This is a genomic window from Dermacoccus sp. BD5 (assembly GCF_044878485.1).
In the GTDB taxonomy this organism is placed as follows: Bacteria; Actinomycetota; Actinomycetes; order Actinomycetales; family Dermatophilaceae; genus Dermacoccus; species Dermacoccus nishinomiyaensis.
This window is the reverse complement of record NZ_JANJER010000018.1, coordinates 23,884-40,302: the sequence shown is the minus strand read 5'-3', so window position 1 is coordinate 40,302 and position 16,419 is coordinate 23,884. Positions and strand designations below refer to the sequence as shown.

The following is a 16,419-nucleotide window of genomic DNA, read 5'->3' as shown; positions in this document are numbered from 1 at the left end:
CTGCACTCGGTAGGGTGTGGGAGAGTAGGACACCGCCGGACTTCTTCTAAGACGTGATGGTCTTGAACAGCTCCCCCGAAAGACTGGGGTTGAGTAGTTCAAGACCATCACGCATTTCTACGTCCACCACACGGCCGCGGCCACAAACCATGGCGTCCACCGTGCATCGTCGCCAGGGCACACTCCACGGGAACCTCAGGGGATCTCCAGTGTTTCCTCACGTCCCGGGGCTAGTGTCGTGCCGTGGTGGAGACGGGGAACAAGAACGAGCGCCTCACGTCGTCGGTCGAGGCGTGCAATCGTTGGCGGGATCATGGGTGGCGGGACAAGGTCGCGATCTGGGCCGGCCGGCTGCTCGTGCTGGCGGCGTTCGTCTCTCTCGCCGGAGTGTTCTTCCACCGCAGCGTGATCCTGCGCGTCGTCATGGACGTCCTTGGCTGGGTCAACATCCCGAGTGAGCCCTCCCTGTTCGCCGCCTGCATGGCTCTCGTCCTCGCAGGCGGTATCCGCCGTCGTTTCCGTCCGGCGCACACCGTCCTCGCCGTCGTCATGGGGCTTTCGGTGCTGGACTCGCTCGCGCGTCTCGTGTTCGCGCACCAGGTCACCCAGATGATCAACCGTCTCCACGTGCGTGGCGTCTATCGCGACTGGGCGCAGTTCCAGACGTCGCCGGGTGTGTCCGCGGCCATCCTGGCTCTGAGTGTCACGTCGTTCGTCGTCGTGCTCCTCGCGCGCCCCGCGTTCCGAGCGCGGTTCAGTTCCGGCTCGAAGGCGGCGGCACTCATCAGCCTCATCGCAGGTCTGTTCCTGTCGTTCGTCGTCGCGTTCTTGCTCACCCTGTCGTTCCCGCGTGATCTCGACACCCTCGGGCAGAAGTTCGTCTGGTCGGTCCGCAGCACGTTCGGCGTCAGGACGCCGCCGGCCAGCCCGGGTTTCGGAGGGCACCAGGGGTACGAATGGATCTTCGACGTCGCGAGCACGGTGTCGACCCTCGTCCTCATCTTCTCGCTGCTCGTCCTCTGGCGTTCGGGCCGCGGCGCCGGGCTCATCGACGCCGACGAGGAACTGCGCATCCGCCGTCTCCTGCTCGAGCACGGCGAGGACGACTCCCTGGGGTATTTCGCCACGCGTCGGGACAAGGCCGTCGTCTTCGCCCCCGACGGCCGCGCCGCCGTCACGTTCCGCAACGAGGGGGGCGTCAGCGTCGCATCCGCCGACCCCATCGGGCGAGCTGAGTCCTGGGACGACGCCATCGCCGTGTGGCTCGGCCAGTGCCGCGAGCACGGGCTGTACCCCGCCGTCCTCTCCGCCAGCACGAGGGGAGCGCGCGCCTACGTCGAGGCGGGGCTCAAGGCGTGGTCGCTAGGTGACGAGGCCATCATCGACACCGACACCTTCTCCTTGCGCGGGCGCTCGATGCGTCCCGTCCGCCAGGCCGTCACCCGCGTCGAACGCTGCGGTTACACGACCCAGGTGCGCCGCCACGACGAACTGGGCGACGACGAACTGGCCGAACTTTCGCGGCTCGCCGACGACTGGCGCGGCAACGAGACCGAGCGCGGATTCTCGATGGCCCTCAACAGGCTTGGTGACCGCGCGGACGGGCGCTGCGTCGTCATCACCGCCCACGACGCCCGCGGCGCCGTGCGGGGGTTCCTGTCCTTCGTCCCGTGGGGCTCGCGCGGGCTGTCGCTCGACCTGATGCGCCGCGACCGTCAGGCCGAGAACGGCCTCAACGAGTTCATGGTCGCGCACCTCGCCGAAGCGGCACCCGCCCTGGGCATCCGGCGCATCTCGTTGAACTTCGCAGTCTTCCGCAACGTCTTCGCCGATGCGGACGAGGTAGGCGCTGGCCCCATCACCCGCGTCACGGACAATGCGCTCTCGATCGCGTCGAAGTTCTGGCAACTGGAGACGCTCTACCGCTCGAACGACAAGTACCACCCCGAATGGGTGCCGCGCTTCCTCTGCTACGACGCCGAGCTCACCGTCCCGCGTGCCGGTTTCGCGATGGGTGTGGCCGAGGGTTTCGTCCCCCTCATCGGGCCGCGGTTGCTCGTCGGGCCCAAGCCGGCCGACCATCAGCCGCCGCGCCCCGAAGCCGTCTTCGTCGAGCGAGTCCAGGCCCTCGAGGCGGACGCACTCACCCCGCGGATGCCCGAGCCGCGCCGCAGCGAACAGCAGCGCGTGCGCCGCGAGAAGCTCGCCCACATGGAGGCCGGCGGCGTCGAAGGCTACCCCGTCGCAGTGCCGCGCACCGCGCGCATCGAGGACGTCGTCACGGCGCACGGCCGGCTTCCCGCCGATCACCGCACGGGCGAGCGCGTCTCCGTCACGGGGCGGGTGCGGGCCCTGCGCGACTTCGGTGGCGTCAGCTTCGTCGTGCTCGACGAGGACGGCGCCCGCCTCCAGGCGATGGCGACGCGCGACGTCACCCCGGCCGAGAAGTACGATCACTGGCGACACTGGATCGACCTCGGGGACATCGTCTCGGTGACGGGCGAGATCGTCACGTCGAAGCACGCAGAGCTGTCCGTGCACGTCAGCGACTGGCAGATGGCGGCGAAGTGCCTGAGCCCGATCCCCGACCTGCACTCACCGTTCCGCGACCCCGACGCGCGCGTCCGCAACCGCTCGCTCGACCTCATCGTCAACCGTGATTCGATGGACATGCTGCTGCGCCGATCACGCGGTGTGCGGGCGTTCCGTGACGCGTTCGACGCACTCGGGTACACCGAGGTGGAGACGCCGATGCTGCAGGCGGTGCACGGTGGGGCGTCCGCGCGCCCGTTCAAGACTCACATCAATGCATACGGCATGGATCTGTTCATGCGTATCGCTCCCGAGCTGTACCTGAAGCGGCTCGCCGTCGGCGGCATGCAGAAGGTGTTCGAGCTGAACCGCAACTTCCGCAACGAGGGCGCAGACGCGACCCACAACCCCGAGTTCACCTCGCTCGAGGCCTACGACGCCTACGGCGACTACCTGACGATGCGCGACCTGACGCGCGAGGTGCTCCTCGCCGTCGCGCGGGCCGTCAACGGTGGGGAGTTCGCCGAACGCCCCCAACCCGACGGCACCATCGAGCGTGTCGACCTGTCGGGACAGTGGCCGACGATCCCCGTTCACCAAGCCGTCTCCAGGGCCTGCGGGGTGTTGCTGACGTCGGCGTCGTCGCGGGACGAGGTTGCCGCGGTCTGCGCGGCGCACGGCGTCGACGCGCCGCGCGAGAAGAGTGCGGGTGAACTCGTCGTCGAGCTGTACGACGAACTCGTCGAGGGCCAGACCATGTTCCCGACGTTCTACATCGACTTTCCCGTCGAGACGTCACCGCTCACCCGCGCGCATCGCGGCGACCCCAGGCTGTCGGAGCGCTGGGACCTCGTCGCGTTCGGCGCCGAGATCGGCACCGCCTACTCGGAGCTCGTCGACCCGATCGAACAGCGAAGGCGCCTGACGGAGCAGTCCCTCAAGGCCGCGGCCGGTGACGTCGAGGCGATGTCGCTCGACGAGGCGTTCCTCAGCGCTCTCGAGTACGCGATGCCGCCGACGGGTGGGCTCGGCATCGGCGTCGACCGCTCCATCATGATGATTCTCGGTGCGCCGATCCGTGCGACGCTCGCGTTTCCGTTCGTGCGCCCTCAGGGTTGATCACCCTTGTCGAGCGACATGCCCAGTGTGACGAACTTTACACAAAGGTTACACAGGGGAGACACACAGCGCATTCCAAGGGGCATGATCGAACACGGCGCCACACGCTCGTGGACGCGCGGTTCACCAGGCCATCCAGGGAGTACGCATGAAGAAGACCATCGGCGCCGTGGGCGCTGCGTTCAGCCTGCTGGGCGTCGGGCTGTCGGCCCCCGTCACGGCGGCGAGTTCCGTTCCCGCTCAGGGCGCGACGCCCACTGCGGACGCGTCCTCGTCCTACACCCCGCCGCCGGTCACCTGGGGTACCTGCGCGAACGCGCGCCTGAGCAAGGCCGGCGCCCAGTGCGGATTCGTCGAGGTGCCCCTCGACTACGCCAAGCCCAAGGGCGAGAAGATCAAGATCGCCGTCTCCCGCATCAAGCACAAGACGAGCGACGCCAAGAAGCAGGGCATCATGCTCGTCAACCCAGGTGGCCCGGGCGGCTCCGGTCTGACGTTGTCGCGCCTCGGCGGCGCTGTGCCCAACAAGGGCGGCGACCCGTACGACTGGATCGGCTTCGACCCGCGCGGCGTGGGCTCCAGCGTCCCGACCCTGGCCTGCGACGGCAACTACTTCGGCTACAACCGCCCTGACTACCGGGTGACGAAGGCCGGCACGTCGCAGGCCTGGCTGAAGAAGTCGGCCGCCTACTCCGCGTCGTGCTCCAAGGCTGCCGGTGCGAAGCTCATGCCGCACATGAAGACGATCGACAACGTGCGCGACATGGACTCGATCCGCAAGGCGCTCGGTGAGAAGCAGATCAACTTCTACGGCTTCAGCTACGGCACGTACCTCGGCCAGGTCTACGCCACGATGTTCCCGAAGCAGACGCGTCGCATGGTCATGGACGGTGTCGTCGACCCGCGCGACGTCTGGTACGACGCGAACCTCAACCAGGACATCGCGTTCGACAAGAACATGGACGTCTTCTTCGACTGGGTCGCGGGCAACGACGCGACGTACCACCTCGGCACGAGCGGCAAGGCCATCAAGAAGCAGTGGTATTCGATGCGCGACAAGCTCGCGAAGAAGCCCGCAAACGGCAAGATCGGGCCTGACGAGTGGACCGACGCCTACCTCAACGCCGGTTACTACGTCTTCGGCTGGGAGGACGACGGCGCCGCCCTGGCCGCTGCGCTGCAGAAGGGTGACTTCGGCCCGACGACCGCGCTGTACGACGACGCCAACGGCTCCGGGCCGGGCTCGGACAACAGCTACGCGGTCTACCTCGGCACGCAGTGCACCGACGTCAAGTGGTCGAACGTGTGGAGCAAGTGGCTTTCGGACAACTCGAAGGTCGACAAGAAGGCGCCCTTCGAGACGTGGGCGAACGCCATGTTCAACCTCCCGTGCACGAGCTGGCCGGTCAAGGCGACGAACGCGCAGGCCATGAAGATCGACGGTTCGAAGGTCGGGCCGGTGCTGCTCATCGCCGAGACCCACGACGGTGCGACGCCGTTCCCGGGCGCGCTCGAGGTGCGCAAGCGCTTCCCGAAGAGCGCTCTCATCGAGGGCGTCGGTGGAACGACGCACTCCGGTTCGCTCAATGGCATCGCCTGCACGGACGACAAGATCGCCGCCTACCTCCTCACCGGCGCCATGCCCGCGCGGACGGGTGGACCGGGCCACGCCGACGTCGAGTGCGACCCCGTGCCCCAGCCGGAGCCCGGCCCCGCCAACGAGGTGACGGACAGCGCGTCCAGCACGAAGAAGAAGCACCACCACGTCCAGCAGCGTGAGGGCATGCAGGCCGACCTGCGCTCGAGCCTGCAGAAGGTCGCCACCGTCGGCGCTCGCTGACGCACGGCTGGTCTGACGCGTCCTGACGGCGAAGGGCCGCGATCCATCCTCTTCGGATGGTCGCGGCCCTTCGTCATGCTCGCGCCGAGCGGCGCGGAGGGTGTCTCAGTGACGCAGCGCCTTGCGGGCCAGAGCGTTGCCGATGAACTGGGCGATCTGAACGAAGACGATGATGACGACGACGGCGGCCCACGTCACGGCCCAGTCGTAGCGGCGGTAACCGTAGGACAGGGCGAAGTCACCGATGCCGCCGCCGCCCATGGCGCCGACGACGGCCGTCATGTCGATGACCGCGACGAGCGCGAACGTGTAGCCGAGGATCAGCGGCGCCAGCGCCTCGGGGATGAGCACGGTGCGAATGATGCGCCACGGACTCGCCCCCATCGCCTGCGCCGCCTCGATGACGCCGGGGTCGACGCTCACGAGGTTCTGCTCGACGATGCGGCTGATGCCGAAGGTCGAGGCGATCGTCAGCGGGAAGATCATCGACTTCGCACCGATCGTCGAGCCTGTGACTGCGAGCGTCAACGGCCCGAGAGCGGCGGCGAAGATGATGAACGGGATCGGTCGGATGATGTTGACGAGGACGTTGAGCACCGTGTGCAGAACTCGGTTCTCGAGGATGCCGCCGCGTCGTGTGGTGTTGAGCAGCACGCCGAGGGCGAGGCCGAGGATGCCGCCCATGATGATCGTCGCGCCGACCATGAGCAGCGTCTCGCCCACCGCGGTGACGATCGTGGGGCGCAGCGCCTCCCAATCGGTTGCGGGCATCATGCGGCGACCTCCTCGACGTCGGCGGCGAGACGCAGTTCGTCGAGCACGGTGGTGACGGCGCCGTCGTCGCCGCGCAGGGCGAGCGTCAACGTCGTCAGGGTGTCGTCCTTGAGCGGTGTGAGGCCGCCGTGCACGATCTCCGGTTCGACGCCGTGTGCGGACATGCGGGCCAGGACACGGCCGAACTCGCGCGGGTCGTGAACCGTCAGCGTCGCGAGGCGCCCGTCGTGGGCAGCGCGCAGCCGGGCGCTCTCGCGTGCGTCGGGCACGTTCCGCAGGGTGGCGTCGACGAGGCGGCGCGTCGCGTCCGCCTTCGGCGCGCCGAGGACGTCGACGGTGCGCCCGGACTCGACGATGCGGCCGGCCTCGAGGACGACGACGTCGTCGGCGAGTTCGCGCACGACGTCCATCTCGTGGGTGATGACGACGATCGTCACGCCGAGCTCGTCGTTGACGCGGCGCAGCAGCGCGAGCACGTCCTTCGTCGTGTCGGGGTCGAGCGCGGACGTGGACTCGTCGGCGAGCAGGATCTCCGGGTTCGTCGCGAGCGCACGGGCGATGCCGACGCGCTGCTTCTGCCCGCCGGAGAGCTCGTCGGGGTAGGCCCACGCCTTCTCGGTGAGCCCGACGAAGCTGAGCAGCTCGGTGATGCGCGCCTCCTGGCGCGCCTTGTCCCAGTCGGCGACCTCGAGGGGGTAGGCGACGTTGGCATACACCGTGCGCGAGCGGATGAGGTTGAACTGCTGGAACACCATGCCGATGCGGCCGCGCAGCTCGCGCACCTGCTTCGCGGACAGCGACGCGAGGTCGACGCCGTCGATCTCGACGTGGCCGCGCGTCGGCGTCTCCAGGCCGTTGATGAGACGCACGAGCGTGCTCTTGCCGGCGCCGGAGAAACCGATGACGGCGACAATGCGTCCGCGCTCCACCTGCGTCGTGATGCCGTCGAGAGCCGTCACTCGGCTCTTGCCGCGGGTGAACGTCTTGCCGACGTCGTGGAAGGCGACGGCGGGCGGGGTGGCACTCGCCGGCCCGGCGGCCTTCGTCAGTGTGGGGGAGGGGCCCGTCACTTCGATCCCTTCGCCTTGATCTGGGCCTCGAGCTTCGCGAGGATGCCCTGCACCTCGGAGGCGGAGTTGTTCACGAGGACGCTCGTGCCCTTCGTGCGCTCCTCGATGAGCTTCTCGACGCTCGGGTCGTGGTAAGCCTTGACGAACTTGGCGTAGTCGGCGTTGTCCTTGTCCGCGGCGCGCGCGACGACGACGTTGATGTACGGCTTCGACGAGGCCGCATGCGGGTCGTCCTTGAACAGGGCCTTGCTCGGGTCGAGCTTCGCGTCCGCGGCGAAGTTGTTGTTGACGATCGCGCCGTCGACGGACGGCAGCGCGGCCGCGGTCTGCTCGGCGTTGACCGCTGTGACGGTGACCTTCGAGGCGCCGGCGTCGATGTCGGCCGGGGTCGACAGCGAGGTGCCACCACCCTTGAGCTTCAGCAGTCCGGCGCTCTGCAGCAGCAGCAAGGCGCGTGCCTGGTTCGTCGGATCGTTGGGGATGGCGATCTTGCCGCCCTGGGGGAACTGGCCGATGCTCGTGTGCTTCTTCGAGTACAGCGCCAGCGGGACGATGTACGTCGCCCCGATGGGCGTGAGGTTCTGCTTCGCCTTGGTGTTGTAGTCGGCGAGGAATTGCAGGTGCTGGAACTGGTTGAGGTCGACCTGGCCCTCGGAGAGCGCGGGGTTGGCCTGGGTGTAATCAGAGAAGTTGACCGGTTCGATGTCGAGGCCGTACTTGTCCTTGCCCACCTTGACGAGCTGGTTCCAGTACGGGTCCGACGCCTCCGTCGTGCCCACCTTGAGGTGGGTCAGCTTGTCGTCACTGCTCCCGCCGAGCACCTTGGCCCCGATGCCGGCGGCCAACGCGACGACGAGGACGCCTGCGCCGATCGCGACGTACTTGCCCGTGTTGTTCTTCGGTTTCGGGGGCAGGGCGGTCGCGCCGTTCTCGGCGCTCGTGGCGTCATGCGTGGACGAGGCGGGCGTCGAGGTCTCGTCGGCGGGGGTGTGCTTGTCGGTCATGATCTCTCCTGGTGAGGCGGCAAGGATGCGAATGCGCGGAGCTGGCGCGGATGCGCGGAGTCAGCGCGAAGGCGGGGGCGCCGGGGTGGGGCGCGGTGCGCGGTGTCGTGCGGGGCATGCCTTTCGGGGCCTGGGCAGCGCAACGGAAGGTTCACGAGGATGCCGTCACGTTGGGTGCCGAGCGTGCTTGCCGCGTGGTCGACGCGGCCGGGTCATCACCTGGAGCACCCCGCCACGCGTGTGAGGGTTGCCGTCCGACCAGCCAGGGCTTTGCATCGGATCTCGTGACCGGCAGCGACATTAGAGCCGCGCACGACAAAGCGTCAAGTCGTGGCACTGGAGATGAGACGTGGCGCGAGAATTGTGGCGTGGGACACGCGGGATGGGCTGGTGCGGCGTCTTTCGCCTTCGAGGCGGGTGAGTCATTTCCTCGCACCGCTTTGGACGATCGTCTAGGTGGGCGACGAGTGTGACGTCGGTCACGCGCCGAGGGGGAAGACATGGCAACCATCACCCGCCGAACGTTCGGAACGGGGGTCACGGCCGCTGCCGCGAGCCTGAGCATGCCGCTGGCTGCCCCTGCTGACGCCGCGAGCGGGGATGCCTACCTCGTCGGCGCCGGGCTGTACGACATCACCGGTGCCGTCGCCGAGACCGGCGCTTTCGGCTACGCCGCCAACCAGACGATGACGGGCCTGCACGCGCGGTTGTACGCACGCCTTCATCATCGGCGCCTCGGGCGGCGGCTCGCGTCTCGTCTTCGTCAGCGTCGACCTCGGGGCCGTGTTCCAGTCGATCAAGCTGACCGTCGTCGAGCGGCTTCGCCGCCGGCTCGGCAGCGTCTACACCGACGAGAACGTCATGCTCTCCGCGACGCACACGCACGTCGGCAACTCCGGGCACAGCGATGATCGGCTCTACCAGATCGCCGGAAACGACGGCGCGGGCTACGGGTACGACGAACACAACTACGACGCGGTGGTCACGGGCATCGTCGAGGCCATCGCACGGTCTCACGCGAATCTCGAGCCGGGCCGCGTCAGCCTCAAGACGGGCACGCTGACGGGCGCGACGCGCAACAGGTCCCTGCCCGCCTACGAGGCGAACAAGGACGCCGCGGCGTTCGGCTCGTCCGTCAACGAGGAGGTCTGCAGCTCGAGCTGACGGCGGCGGACGGCACGCCCCGAGGATTGATCAACTGGTTCGCGATCCACCCGACGAGTTTCAGTCTCGACTCGACGCTCATCTCGAGCGACAACAAGGGGTATGCGCAGTATTTCTTCGAGCAACGGATGAAGGCGCATCCGCGCGATTCCAAGGGCTTTGTCGCCGCCTTTGCGCAGTGCGACGAGGGTGATGTCGTGAGCAATCACGGAAATGCCTTCTCGTCGCCCGGGTTCGGCGGCAGCCCGGTGCAGATCTTTCGCATCGGCCAGCTCGCCCTCATCGCGGTGCTGGGTGAAGCGACCGCGATGGCGGGGCGGCGCATCCGCGCCCGCGTGCTCGCCGCGCTGCGCGGAGCGGGCGTGACGCACGCCGTCATCGCCGGGCTGTCGAACCAGTACACGGGGTACATCACGACGCCGGAGGAGTACGGCGAGCAGCACTACGAGGGCGCCGCGACGGAGTTCGGCCCGAACGAGCTGGGCGCCTTCTGCCAGGAATACGACGCACTCGCCAAGGGGCTCGCCAGCGGGGCTGCCGTCTCGGGCATCACGCCGAAGGACACGGGGCTGACGGCTGGGACGCGCCCCGGCGTCGTGTTCGACGACGTCCCACCCGGGCAGCACTTCGGTGACGTCCTGACCCAGCCGGACGCCACGTGCTCGGCTGGTTCGAGCGTGCGGGCGGTCTTCCGCGGCGGCCACCCGAAGAATGACTTCCGCACGATGGGCACGTTCGTCAAGGTGCAGCGTCAGGTCGGCTCGTCGTGGGTCGACGTCCTCGACGATCACGACTGGGACACCTCGTACGTCTGGTCGCGCGAGGGCGTCTCGTACTCAAGATGCACCGTGGAGTGGCGCATACGTCGCGGCACGCCCGCAGGCACGTATCGCCTCGTGCAGCAGGGCAACTGGAAGAACGGCTGGAACGGCAAGGTCAGTGCCTACACCGGAACGAGCCGGGCCTTCCAGGTGCGCTGAGACGGCCGGTGCGCCGCGGTGGCCGGTTGATCGGCCACCGGCTCAGCGGCCGCCGTGCATGTCGTCGTCAGCGTGGCGGGAGGACGTCCGTCTGCGCGGGCAGGTCGGCGACGCCGACGGGGCACGTGACGCCCTTGAAGCCGTGGTTGCAGTAGCCGCCAGGGTGCTTGGACAGGTACTGCTGGTGGTACAGCTCCGCCGGCCAGAAGGGGCCCGCCTCGTCCGCCGGGCGCATCTCGGTCGTGATGGCGCCGCGACCCGCGTCGTCGAGTGCCTCCTGGAAGAGCGCGGACGTCTCGCGGGCAGCGCGCTCCTGCTGCGGCGTCGTCCAGTAGATCGCCGAGCGGTACTGCGTGCCGACGTCGTTGCCCTGCCGGTTCGCGGTCGTCGGGTCGTGGTTCTCCCAGAACGCCTTGAGCAGCTCGCGTTCGGACACGCGCGACGGGTCGTAGGCCACCATGACCGTCTCGGTGTGGCCCGTGCCGCCGCCACAGACATCTTCGTATGTCGGCTCGGTGGCGTGGCCGCCCATGTACCCGACGGCCGTGGTGACGACGCCCGGAATCTTCCAGAAGATGCGTTCGGCGCCCCAGAAGCAGCCCATCGCGACGTACAGGGTCGCCGAGCCGTCGGGCAGTTCGGAGAACATCGGCACGTCGAGGACGTCGTGCAGGTCGCTCGCCTCGGGCGTTCGGGTGTGCTTTCGAGTGAACATGAGGTGCCTTTCCTCGGGTTCCGAGACAACACCGCGGGCGGTCGAGGCATTCCGGCCCGAGCCTCCGCCGGCATGAACGGGTTGTCGCACGATCCAGGCGGACGCGCCGAAAAACCGGTTGCGTACGCAGCTGGTGCTGAGTGCAATGTCGCCATGCGCATTCGTCAGATCGGCCCGTCCGACCCGCTGTTCGACGCCTGGGCGCAGGTGTTCATGACGGTGGGCCACGAGCAGTGGGGCAAGCACACGACCGCCTACCCCGCCGACGAGCTGCGCGCCATGTGGGGCAAGGAATCCGAGACGCGTCATGCGTTCGTCGCCGTCGAGGGGGAAGCCTCGTGCGACGACGACGCCGTTGGGGGAGCAGCCGACATCCAGGATGATGGCGTGGACACAGCAGCTGGCGTCGTCGGTGCCGCCGAGCTCGTCCTGCCGCGCCGCGACAACACCCGCCTCGCGTTTCTCCACCTCGACGTGCTGGCTCCCGCGCGACGACGGGGTGTCGGCTCGGCGTTGCTCTCAGCCGCGGAGGAGATCATGCAGGACGAGGGACGTACGACGGTCCTCGTCGAGACGCAGACGCCCGTCGGCCAGCCTGACGCCGCAGGCGCCTTCCTCGCTGCCCGAGGGTTCGCTCAGGCCCAGACGTGCGTGCGCAACGCTCAGCGTCTGCCGGTGAGCGACGCCGTCGCCGCACAGATGCGTGCCGCCCTCGCGTTCGACGACGAGTATGTCGTCGAGACGGCCGTCGACGACCTCCCGTCGCAGTGGCTCGAGGAGCGGGCCCGTCTCGGAGCGATGATGTCGACCGACACCCCGCTCGGTGACGTTGCGATCGAACCGGAGACGTGGGATGCCGCGCGGGTGCACGAGCTGTTCGACACCGCACGCGCTCAGGGCCGACGCGTCGTCGAGGCCGTGGCGTGGCACCGACCGAGCGGGCAGATGGCCGCGTTCACGCACGTCAGCGTTCCCGCGGAGACGCCTTGGATCGCCTACCAGGACGACACCCTCGTCGACGCCGCGCACCGTGGGCGCCGGCTCGGCTACCGGGTCAAGGCTGCGGTGTCGCTGCTGCTGGCGCAGGTCGCGCCGGGCGTCGAGGTGCAGCGCACCTGGAACGACGAGACGAACACCCACATGCTGCGGATCAACTCCGAGCTCGGCTACGAACGCGAGGGCACGATGATCGAATGGCAGAAGAGGCTTGCATGAGCCCGTCCGGTGCGCCCGTACGCGAGGTGCTCGGCATCGAGGTGACGCACGAGCAGCTGCTCCAGTGGCGCGCTTGGACGATGCCGGTCGATCAGCCGTTCGTCGTGCCCCGCAGCGTCGCGCACGACCTCGGCCTGCGCGACGAGCCCGAGCGGGTGACGTTCGAGCTCAAGGACACGTTCCTGCTGTACGGCGTGGACGACCAAGCCATCTGCTGGCTCGATCGCGCGGCGGCACGCGCCTTGCCTGCGTCTCTGAGGCGAGCGCAACCCACGCGTCACCTCTGGCGTAGCGGTGACGACGCGTCGGCCATCGCGCGCGACCTCGAGCGCGTCGTGGCATACGTCGTCGAGGGGCTGCGCGCGAGTCGTCATCGCGAGATCACCCAGCGGGCCTGGGCCAACATCGACGCCGTGCTGCCAGGCGCCCGTGAGATCGCGGGGACGTTCCCGCGCGCCAGCGGGCCCAACTGCTTCGGTGCCGTTCTCGCCGCGGCCGGCGTGGACGGCGCACGTGAGGAGTGGATGCAGCGCGAGCCGATCGAGGCGTGGCTGCGAGAGCGGACGCGGTTGCTGCCGCGTCATGACACCGACGACGGCCTTGGTGTCGTCCATGTCTGGCGCAACCCCGACGGCCTGATCGACCACGCGGCCGTCAGCCTGGGTGGTGGCTACGCGCTCCACAAGCCGTCGTGCGGATGGATGTCGCCGACCAAGGTGCTGACGACGCGGGAACTCATGACGAGCGCCCGCGTTCCCGGGCGGCGCGTGCGCCGTCATCGTCTGCTGTGACGCCGTGATCGGGACGAATGGGCGGGGCGCGTGCGCACTCGGTAACCTGGGGCGCGTGACCGACGTGCTGACGATGCAAGATGCCCTGTTGACGCTGCAGAAGTACTGGACCGACCGCGGATGCATGGTCGTGCAGCCCTACAACACCGAGGTCGGTGCGGGGACGATGAACCCCAACACCGTCATGCGCGTGCTCGGGCCCGAGCCGTGGCACGTCGCGTACGTCGAGCCCTCCGTGCGCCCGGATGACAGCCGCTACGGCGAGAACCCGAACCGGCTGCAGACGCACACGCAGTTCCAGGTCATCCTCAAGCCCGACCCGGGCAACCCGCAGGAGCTCTACCTCGGCTCGCTCGAGGCGCTCGGCATCGACCTCGACGCGCACGACGTGCGCTTCGTCGAGGACAACTGGCAGCAGCCCGCCATCGGCGCGTGGGGCCTGGGTTGGGAGGTCTGGCTCGACGGCATGGAGGTCACGCAGTTCACATACTTCCAGCAGGTCGTCGGGCAGAACCTCGAGCCTGTCGCCGTCGAGCTGACGTACGGCATGGAGCGCATCCTCATGGCGCTGCAGGGCGTCACGCACTTCAAGGACATGGCGTACGCCGAGGGCATCAGCTACGGCGAGGTGTTCGCGCAGAACGAGTACGAGATGTCGCGCTACTACCTCGACGACGCCGACGTCGACGCGGCCCGCGCGTTCTTCAAGGAGTACACCGACGAGGCTCAGCGCCTCATCGACGCACGCCTGCCGGTGCCGGCGTGGACGTACGTGCTCAAGAGCTCGCACGCGTTCAACATCCTCGACAGCCGCGGCGCCGTCTCCACGACGGAGCGTGCGCGCTCGTTCTCCCTCATGCGCCGCCTCGCTCGCGAGACCGGTGCACTGTGGACCGAGCGTCGCGCCGAACTCGGTCACCCGCTGCTCAAGGGCGACGCGGCGACGTCACGCGTGCGTGAGCTGGCGGAGGCGGCCGCGTCGGCGCCCAACGTCACCCAGCCCGTCGAGAAGCCCGAACCGGCGCCCACCGCAGCCGAACTCGGCGACGCGCCGCAGACGTTCACGTTCGAGATCGGCGTCGAGGAGATGCCGCCGCACGTGCTCGACGCGACGATTCCCGCCGTGCGTGACGCCGTCACGTCGGCGCTCGCCGGCACCCGCCTCGAGCACGGCGACGTCGCCGTCGTCGGCACGCCGCGCCGCATCGTCGTCACCGTGCCCGGGGTCAGCGCGCACGAGCCGGACTCCGAGACCCTCGCCAAGGGCCCGAAGGTCGCGGCCGCCTACAAGGACGGTGCGCCGACGAAGGCCCTCGAGGGCTTCGCGCGCGGCAAGGGCGTCTCCGTCGACGACGTCGTCACCGCCGAGTTCGACGGTGCCCAGCACGTCGCCGTCAAGCAGACGCAGACGGGGCGCGGTGTGCTCGAGGTGCTCGGCGAGATCGTCGCCGACGTCGTCTCCGGCCTACGCAGCGACAAGAACATGAAGTGGAACGACCCGCAGCTGACGTTCAGCCGCCCGATCCGCTGGGTCGTCGCGCTGTGGGGCAAGCACGTCGTCCCCGCGACGGTGGGCTCACTCACCACGGGCCGCACGACGTACGTCGCGCGCACCGCAGCGCAGCCGCACGTCGACGTCGCCGCTGCCGACGAGCTCGTCCCGACGCTCGAAACGGCCGGTTTCGTGCTTGACCCGACCGCGCGACGCCGGCAGGTCGTCGACGGTGCCCTGGCGCTCGCGAAGAGCGTCGGCGGCACGATCGACATCGACGGCGAGGCGGGCCTCGTCGACGAGATCACGAACCTCGTCGAGGAGCCGCACGGTGTGCTCGGCACCTTCGAGGAGCGCTACCTCGAGCTGCCCGAGCAGATCCTTACCACCGTCATGCGCAAGCACCAGCGCTACCTGCCGGTGCGCGACGCCTCCGGCACGCTCATGCCGTACTTCGTCACGATGGCCAACGGCTCGATCGACGACGACGTCGTGCGCGCCGGCAACGAGTCGGTGCTGCGGGCCCGCTATGAGGACGCGGCGTTCTTCTGGGAGGCCGACCTCAAGGTTCCGCTCGACGACTTCCGCGCGCAGATCGACAAGCTGACGTTCGAGAACCGTCTCGGTTCGTTCGCGCAGCGTGCGGACCGCATCAAGGACGTGTCGATGAAACTCGCTGCGTCCGTTGAACTCACGGGCGATGAGCAGGCAACGTTGTCGCGTGCCGGCGCGCTCGCGAAGTTCGACCTGTCGACGGCGATGGTCGTCGAACTGTCGAGCCTCGCCGGAACGATGGCGCGCGAATACGCGCTGAAGGCGGGGGAGGCCCCGGCTGTGGCCGATGCCCTGTTCGAGATGGAGAAGCCGCGCTCGGCGGGCGACTCGCTGCCTGCATCAACGCCGGGCGCGCTGCTCGCGCTGGCCGACCGGTTCGATCTGCTCACCGCGATGTTCGCCATCGGCGCGAAGCCGACCGGCTCGTCCGACCCGTTCGCGCTGCGCCGCGCGGCGCTCGGCGTCGTGTCGATCCTGCGCGGTGTGCCGGCCGTGGCCGCCATCAGCGTGAGCGACGGTCTCGACGCTGCCGCCGCGCGACTGCGTGAGCAGGGCGTCGAGGTCTCGGGCGAGGCGCTCGCATCGGCTCTCGAGTTCGTCGAGGGCCGCTTCGGCCATCAGCTGCGCGACGAAGGCGTCTCGGCGGCGCTCGTCACGGCCCTCAGCCCGAGCGCCGGAACGCCCGGTCGCGCGGCCGCGGTGCTCGCCGACGTCGAGGCTCTGCGCGATGACGAGGCGTTCCGCGCCCTCGTGCAGGTGACGCAGCGCATCACGCGCATCGTGCCTGCGGGCACCCAGCCGGGCTTCGATGTGTCCGTGCTCACCGACGAGGCCGAGAAGACGCTGGCTCCGCTCGTCGAGGCACTGCCCGACCACTCGGGTGACTCGCTGACGCAGTGGTTCGCGGACGCCTCGGGTCTCACCGAGCCGCTCAACAGGTTCTTCGACGACGTCCTCGTCATGGCTGACGACGAGGCGCTCAAGGCCGCTCGCCTCGGCCTGCTGCAGAGCGTCATCGCCAAGGCGCCGGCCGGCATCGACTACAAGGAACTCGACCGGGCGCTCGACGTCTGACCCGAGCGAACCCGATGGCCTCACCCCGTGTCGACGAGGTGGGGCCATCGTCGTGTCCCCATTCGCCGTGTGCAGTGCGGCCTCGGTGCCGGAT

Annotated in this window: 10 protein-coding genes, 1 pseudogene and 1 riboswitch; of the genes and pseudogenes, 7 read left to right on the top strand and 4 right to left on the bottom strand. The window is 68.7% G+C overall.

Translation table 11 applies throughout. The features are described from left to right. The first annotated feature begins 243 nt into the window (after positions 1–243). A complete protein-coding gene (lysX, locus tag NQ706_RS12065) occupies positions 244–3,651 on the top strand; it encodes a bifunctional lysylphosphatidylglycerol synthetase/lysine--tRNA ligase LysX (RefSeq protein ID WP_235181940.1) in 3,408 nt (1,135 codons plus the stop codon). Between the two features lie 148 nt (positions 3,652–3,799). Continuing rightward, positions 3,800–5,491 (top strand): alpha/beta fold hydrolase, encoded by a 1,692-nt coding sequence (locus NQ706_RS12060; protein ID WP_038569152.1) that lies wholly within the window; start codon positions 3,800–3,802, stop codon positions 5,489–5,491. Positions 5,492–5,596: 105 nt separating this feature from the next. On the opposite strand, the gene NQ706_RS12055 is transcribed toward NQ706_RS12060, so the two are convergent. From NQ706_RS12055 to NQ706_RS12045, 3 genes are read right to left on the bottom strand one after another with little or no spacing between them, the layout of a single operon-like run. Beyond that, positions 5,597–6,265: a methionine ABC transporter permease gene (locus NQ706_RS12055; protein ID WP_081873719.1), complete on the bottom strand. Its 669-nt coding sequence runs from the start codon at positions 6,263–6,265 to the stop codon at positions 5,597–5,599. Continuing rightward, entirely contained in the window at positions 6,262–7,335 is a 1,074-nt protein-coding gene (locus NQ706_RS12050) for a methionine ABC transporter ATP-binding protein (protein ID WP_038569150.1), read from the bottom strand. The genes NQ706_RS12055 and NQ706_RS12050 overlap by 4 nt, the downstream gene beginning before the upstream one ends. After that, positions 7,332–8,339 carry a MetQ/NlpA family ABC transporter substrate-binding protein gene (locus tag NQ706_RS12045; protein ID WP_200874213.1) on the bottom strand — a complete coding sequence of 336 codons (1,008 nt, stop codon included), beginning with the start codon at positions 8,337–8,339 and terminating at the stop codon, positions 7,332–7,334. The genes NQ706_RS12050 and NQ706_RS12045 overlap by 4 nt, the downstream gene beginning before the upstream one ends. A 178-nt stretch (positions 8,340–8,517) precedes the next feature. Then, positions 8,518–8,629: riboswitch (SAM riboswitch) on the bottom strand. Between the two features lie 210 nt (positions 8,630–8,839). Here NQ706_RS12045 and NQ706_RS12040 point away from each other — a divergent pair. Then, a pseudogene (locus NQ706_RS12040) lies at positions 8,840–9,503 on the top strand (neutral/alkaline non-lysosomal ceramidase N-terminal domain-containing protein). A 26-nt stretch (positions 9,504–9,529) separates the two neighbouring features. Further along, complete coding sequence (locus NQ706_RS12035; protein ID WP_051806092.1) at positions 9,530–10,483, top strand: neutral/alkaline non-lysosomal ceramidase N-terminal domain-containing protein; 954 nt, start codon at positions 9,530–9,532, stop codon at positions 10,481–10,483. A 67-nt stretch (positions 10,484–10,550) separates the two neighbouring features. Here the strand turns inward: NQ706_RS12035 and msrA are convergent, their stop codons facing one another. Beyond that, on the bottom strand, positions 10,551–11,198 hold the full coding sequence (msrA, locus tag NQ706_RS12030; RefSeq protein ID WP_006944083.1) for a peptide-methionine (S)-S-oxide reductase MsrA: 648 nt from the start codon (positions 11,196–11,198) through the stop codon (positions 10,551–10,553). 153 nt (positions 11,199–11,351) lie between these two features. Here msrA and NQ706_RS12025 point away from each other — a divergent pair, with 153 nt between their 5' ends. Genes NQ706_RS12025 through NQ706_RS12015 form a run of 3 tightly spaced genes read left to right on the top strand, consistent with a single transcriptional unit; the run spans position 11,352 to position 16,325 of the window. Next, on the top strand, positions 11,352–12,413 hold the full coding sequence (locus NQ706_RS12025; RefSeq protein WP_038569148.1) for a GNAT family N-acetyltransferase: 1,062 nt from the start codon (positions 11,352–11,354) through the stop codon (positions 12,411–12,413). Further along, on the top strand, positions 12,410–13,204 hold the full coding sequence (locus tag NQ706_RS12020; RefSeq protein WP_038569146.1) for a hypothetical protein: 795 nt from the start codon (positions 12,410–12,412) through the stop codon (positions 13,202–13,204). Before NQ706_RS12025 ends, NQ706_RS12020 begins: the two co-directional genes overlap by 4 nt. Positions 13,205–13,259: 55 nt before the next feature. Beyond that, positions 13,260–16,325 carry a glycine--tRNA ligase gene (locus NQ706_RS12015; RefSeq protein ID WP_081873718.1) on the top strand — a complete coding sequence of 1,022 codons (3,066 nt, stop codon included), beginning with the start codon at positions 13,260–13,262 and terminating at the stop codon, positions 16,323–16,325. The last annotated feature ends 94 nt before the right edge of the window (positions 16,326–16,419 follow it).

Bases quoted from the DNA above. Each gene is read 5' to 3' on its own strand.
- NQ706_RS12060 (WP_038569152.1), top strand. From the start codon at position 3,800: ATGAAGAAGACCATCGGCGCCGTGGGCGCTGCGTTCAGCCTGCTGGGC.
- NQ706_RS12055 (WP_081873719.1), bottom strand. From the start codon at position 6,265: ATGATGCCCGCAACCGATTGGGAGGCGCTGCGCCCCACGATCGTCACC.
- NQ706_RS12045 (WP_200874213.1), bottom strand. From the start codon at position 8,339: ATGACCGACAAGCACACCCCCGCCGACGAGACCTCGACGCCCGCCTCG.
- msrA (WP_006944083.1), bottom strand. From the start codon at position 11,198: ATGTTCACTCGAAAGCACACCCGAACGCCCGAGGCGAGCGACCTGCAC.
- NQ706_RS12025 (WP_038569148.1), top strand. From the start codon at position 11,352: ATGCGCATTCGTCAGATCGGCCCGTCCGACCCGCTGTTCGACGCCTGG.
- NQ706_RS12020 (WP_038569146.1), top strand. From the start codon at position 12,410: ATGAGCCCGTCCGGTGCGCCCGTACGCGAGGTGCTCGGCATCGAGGTG.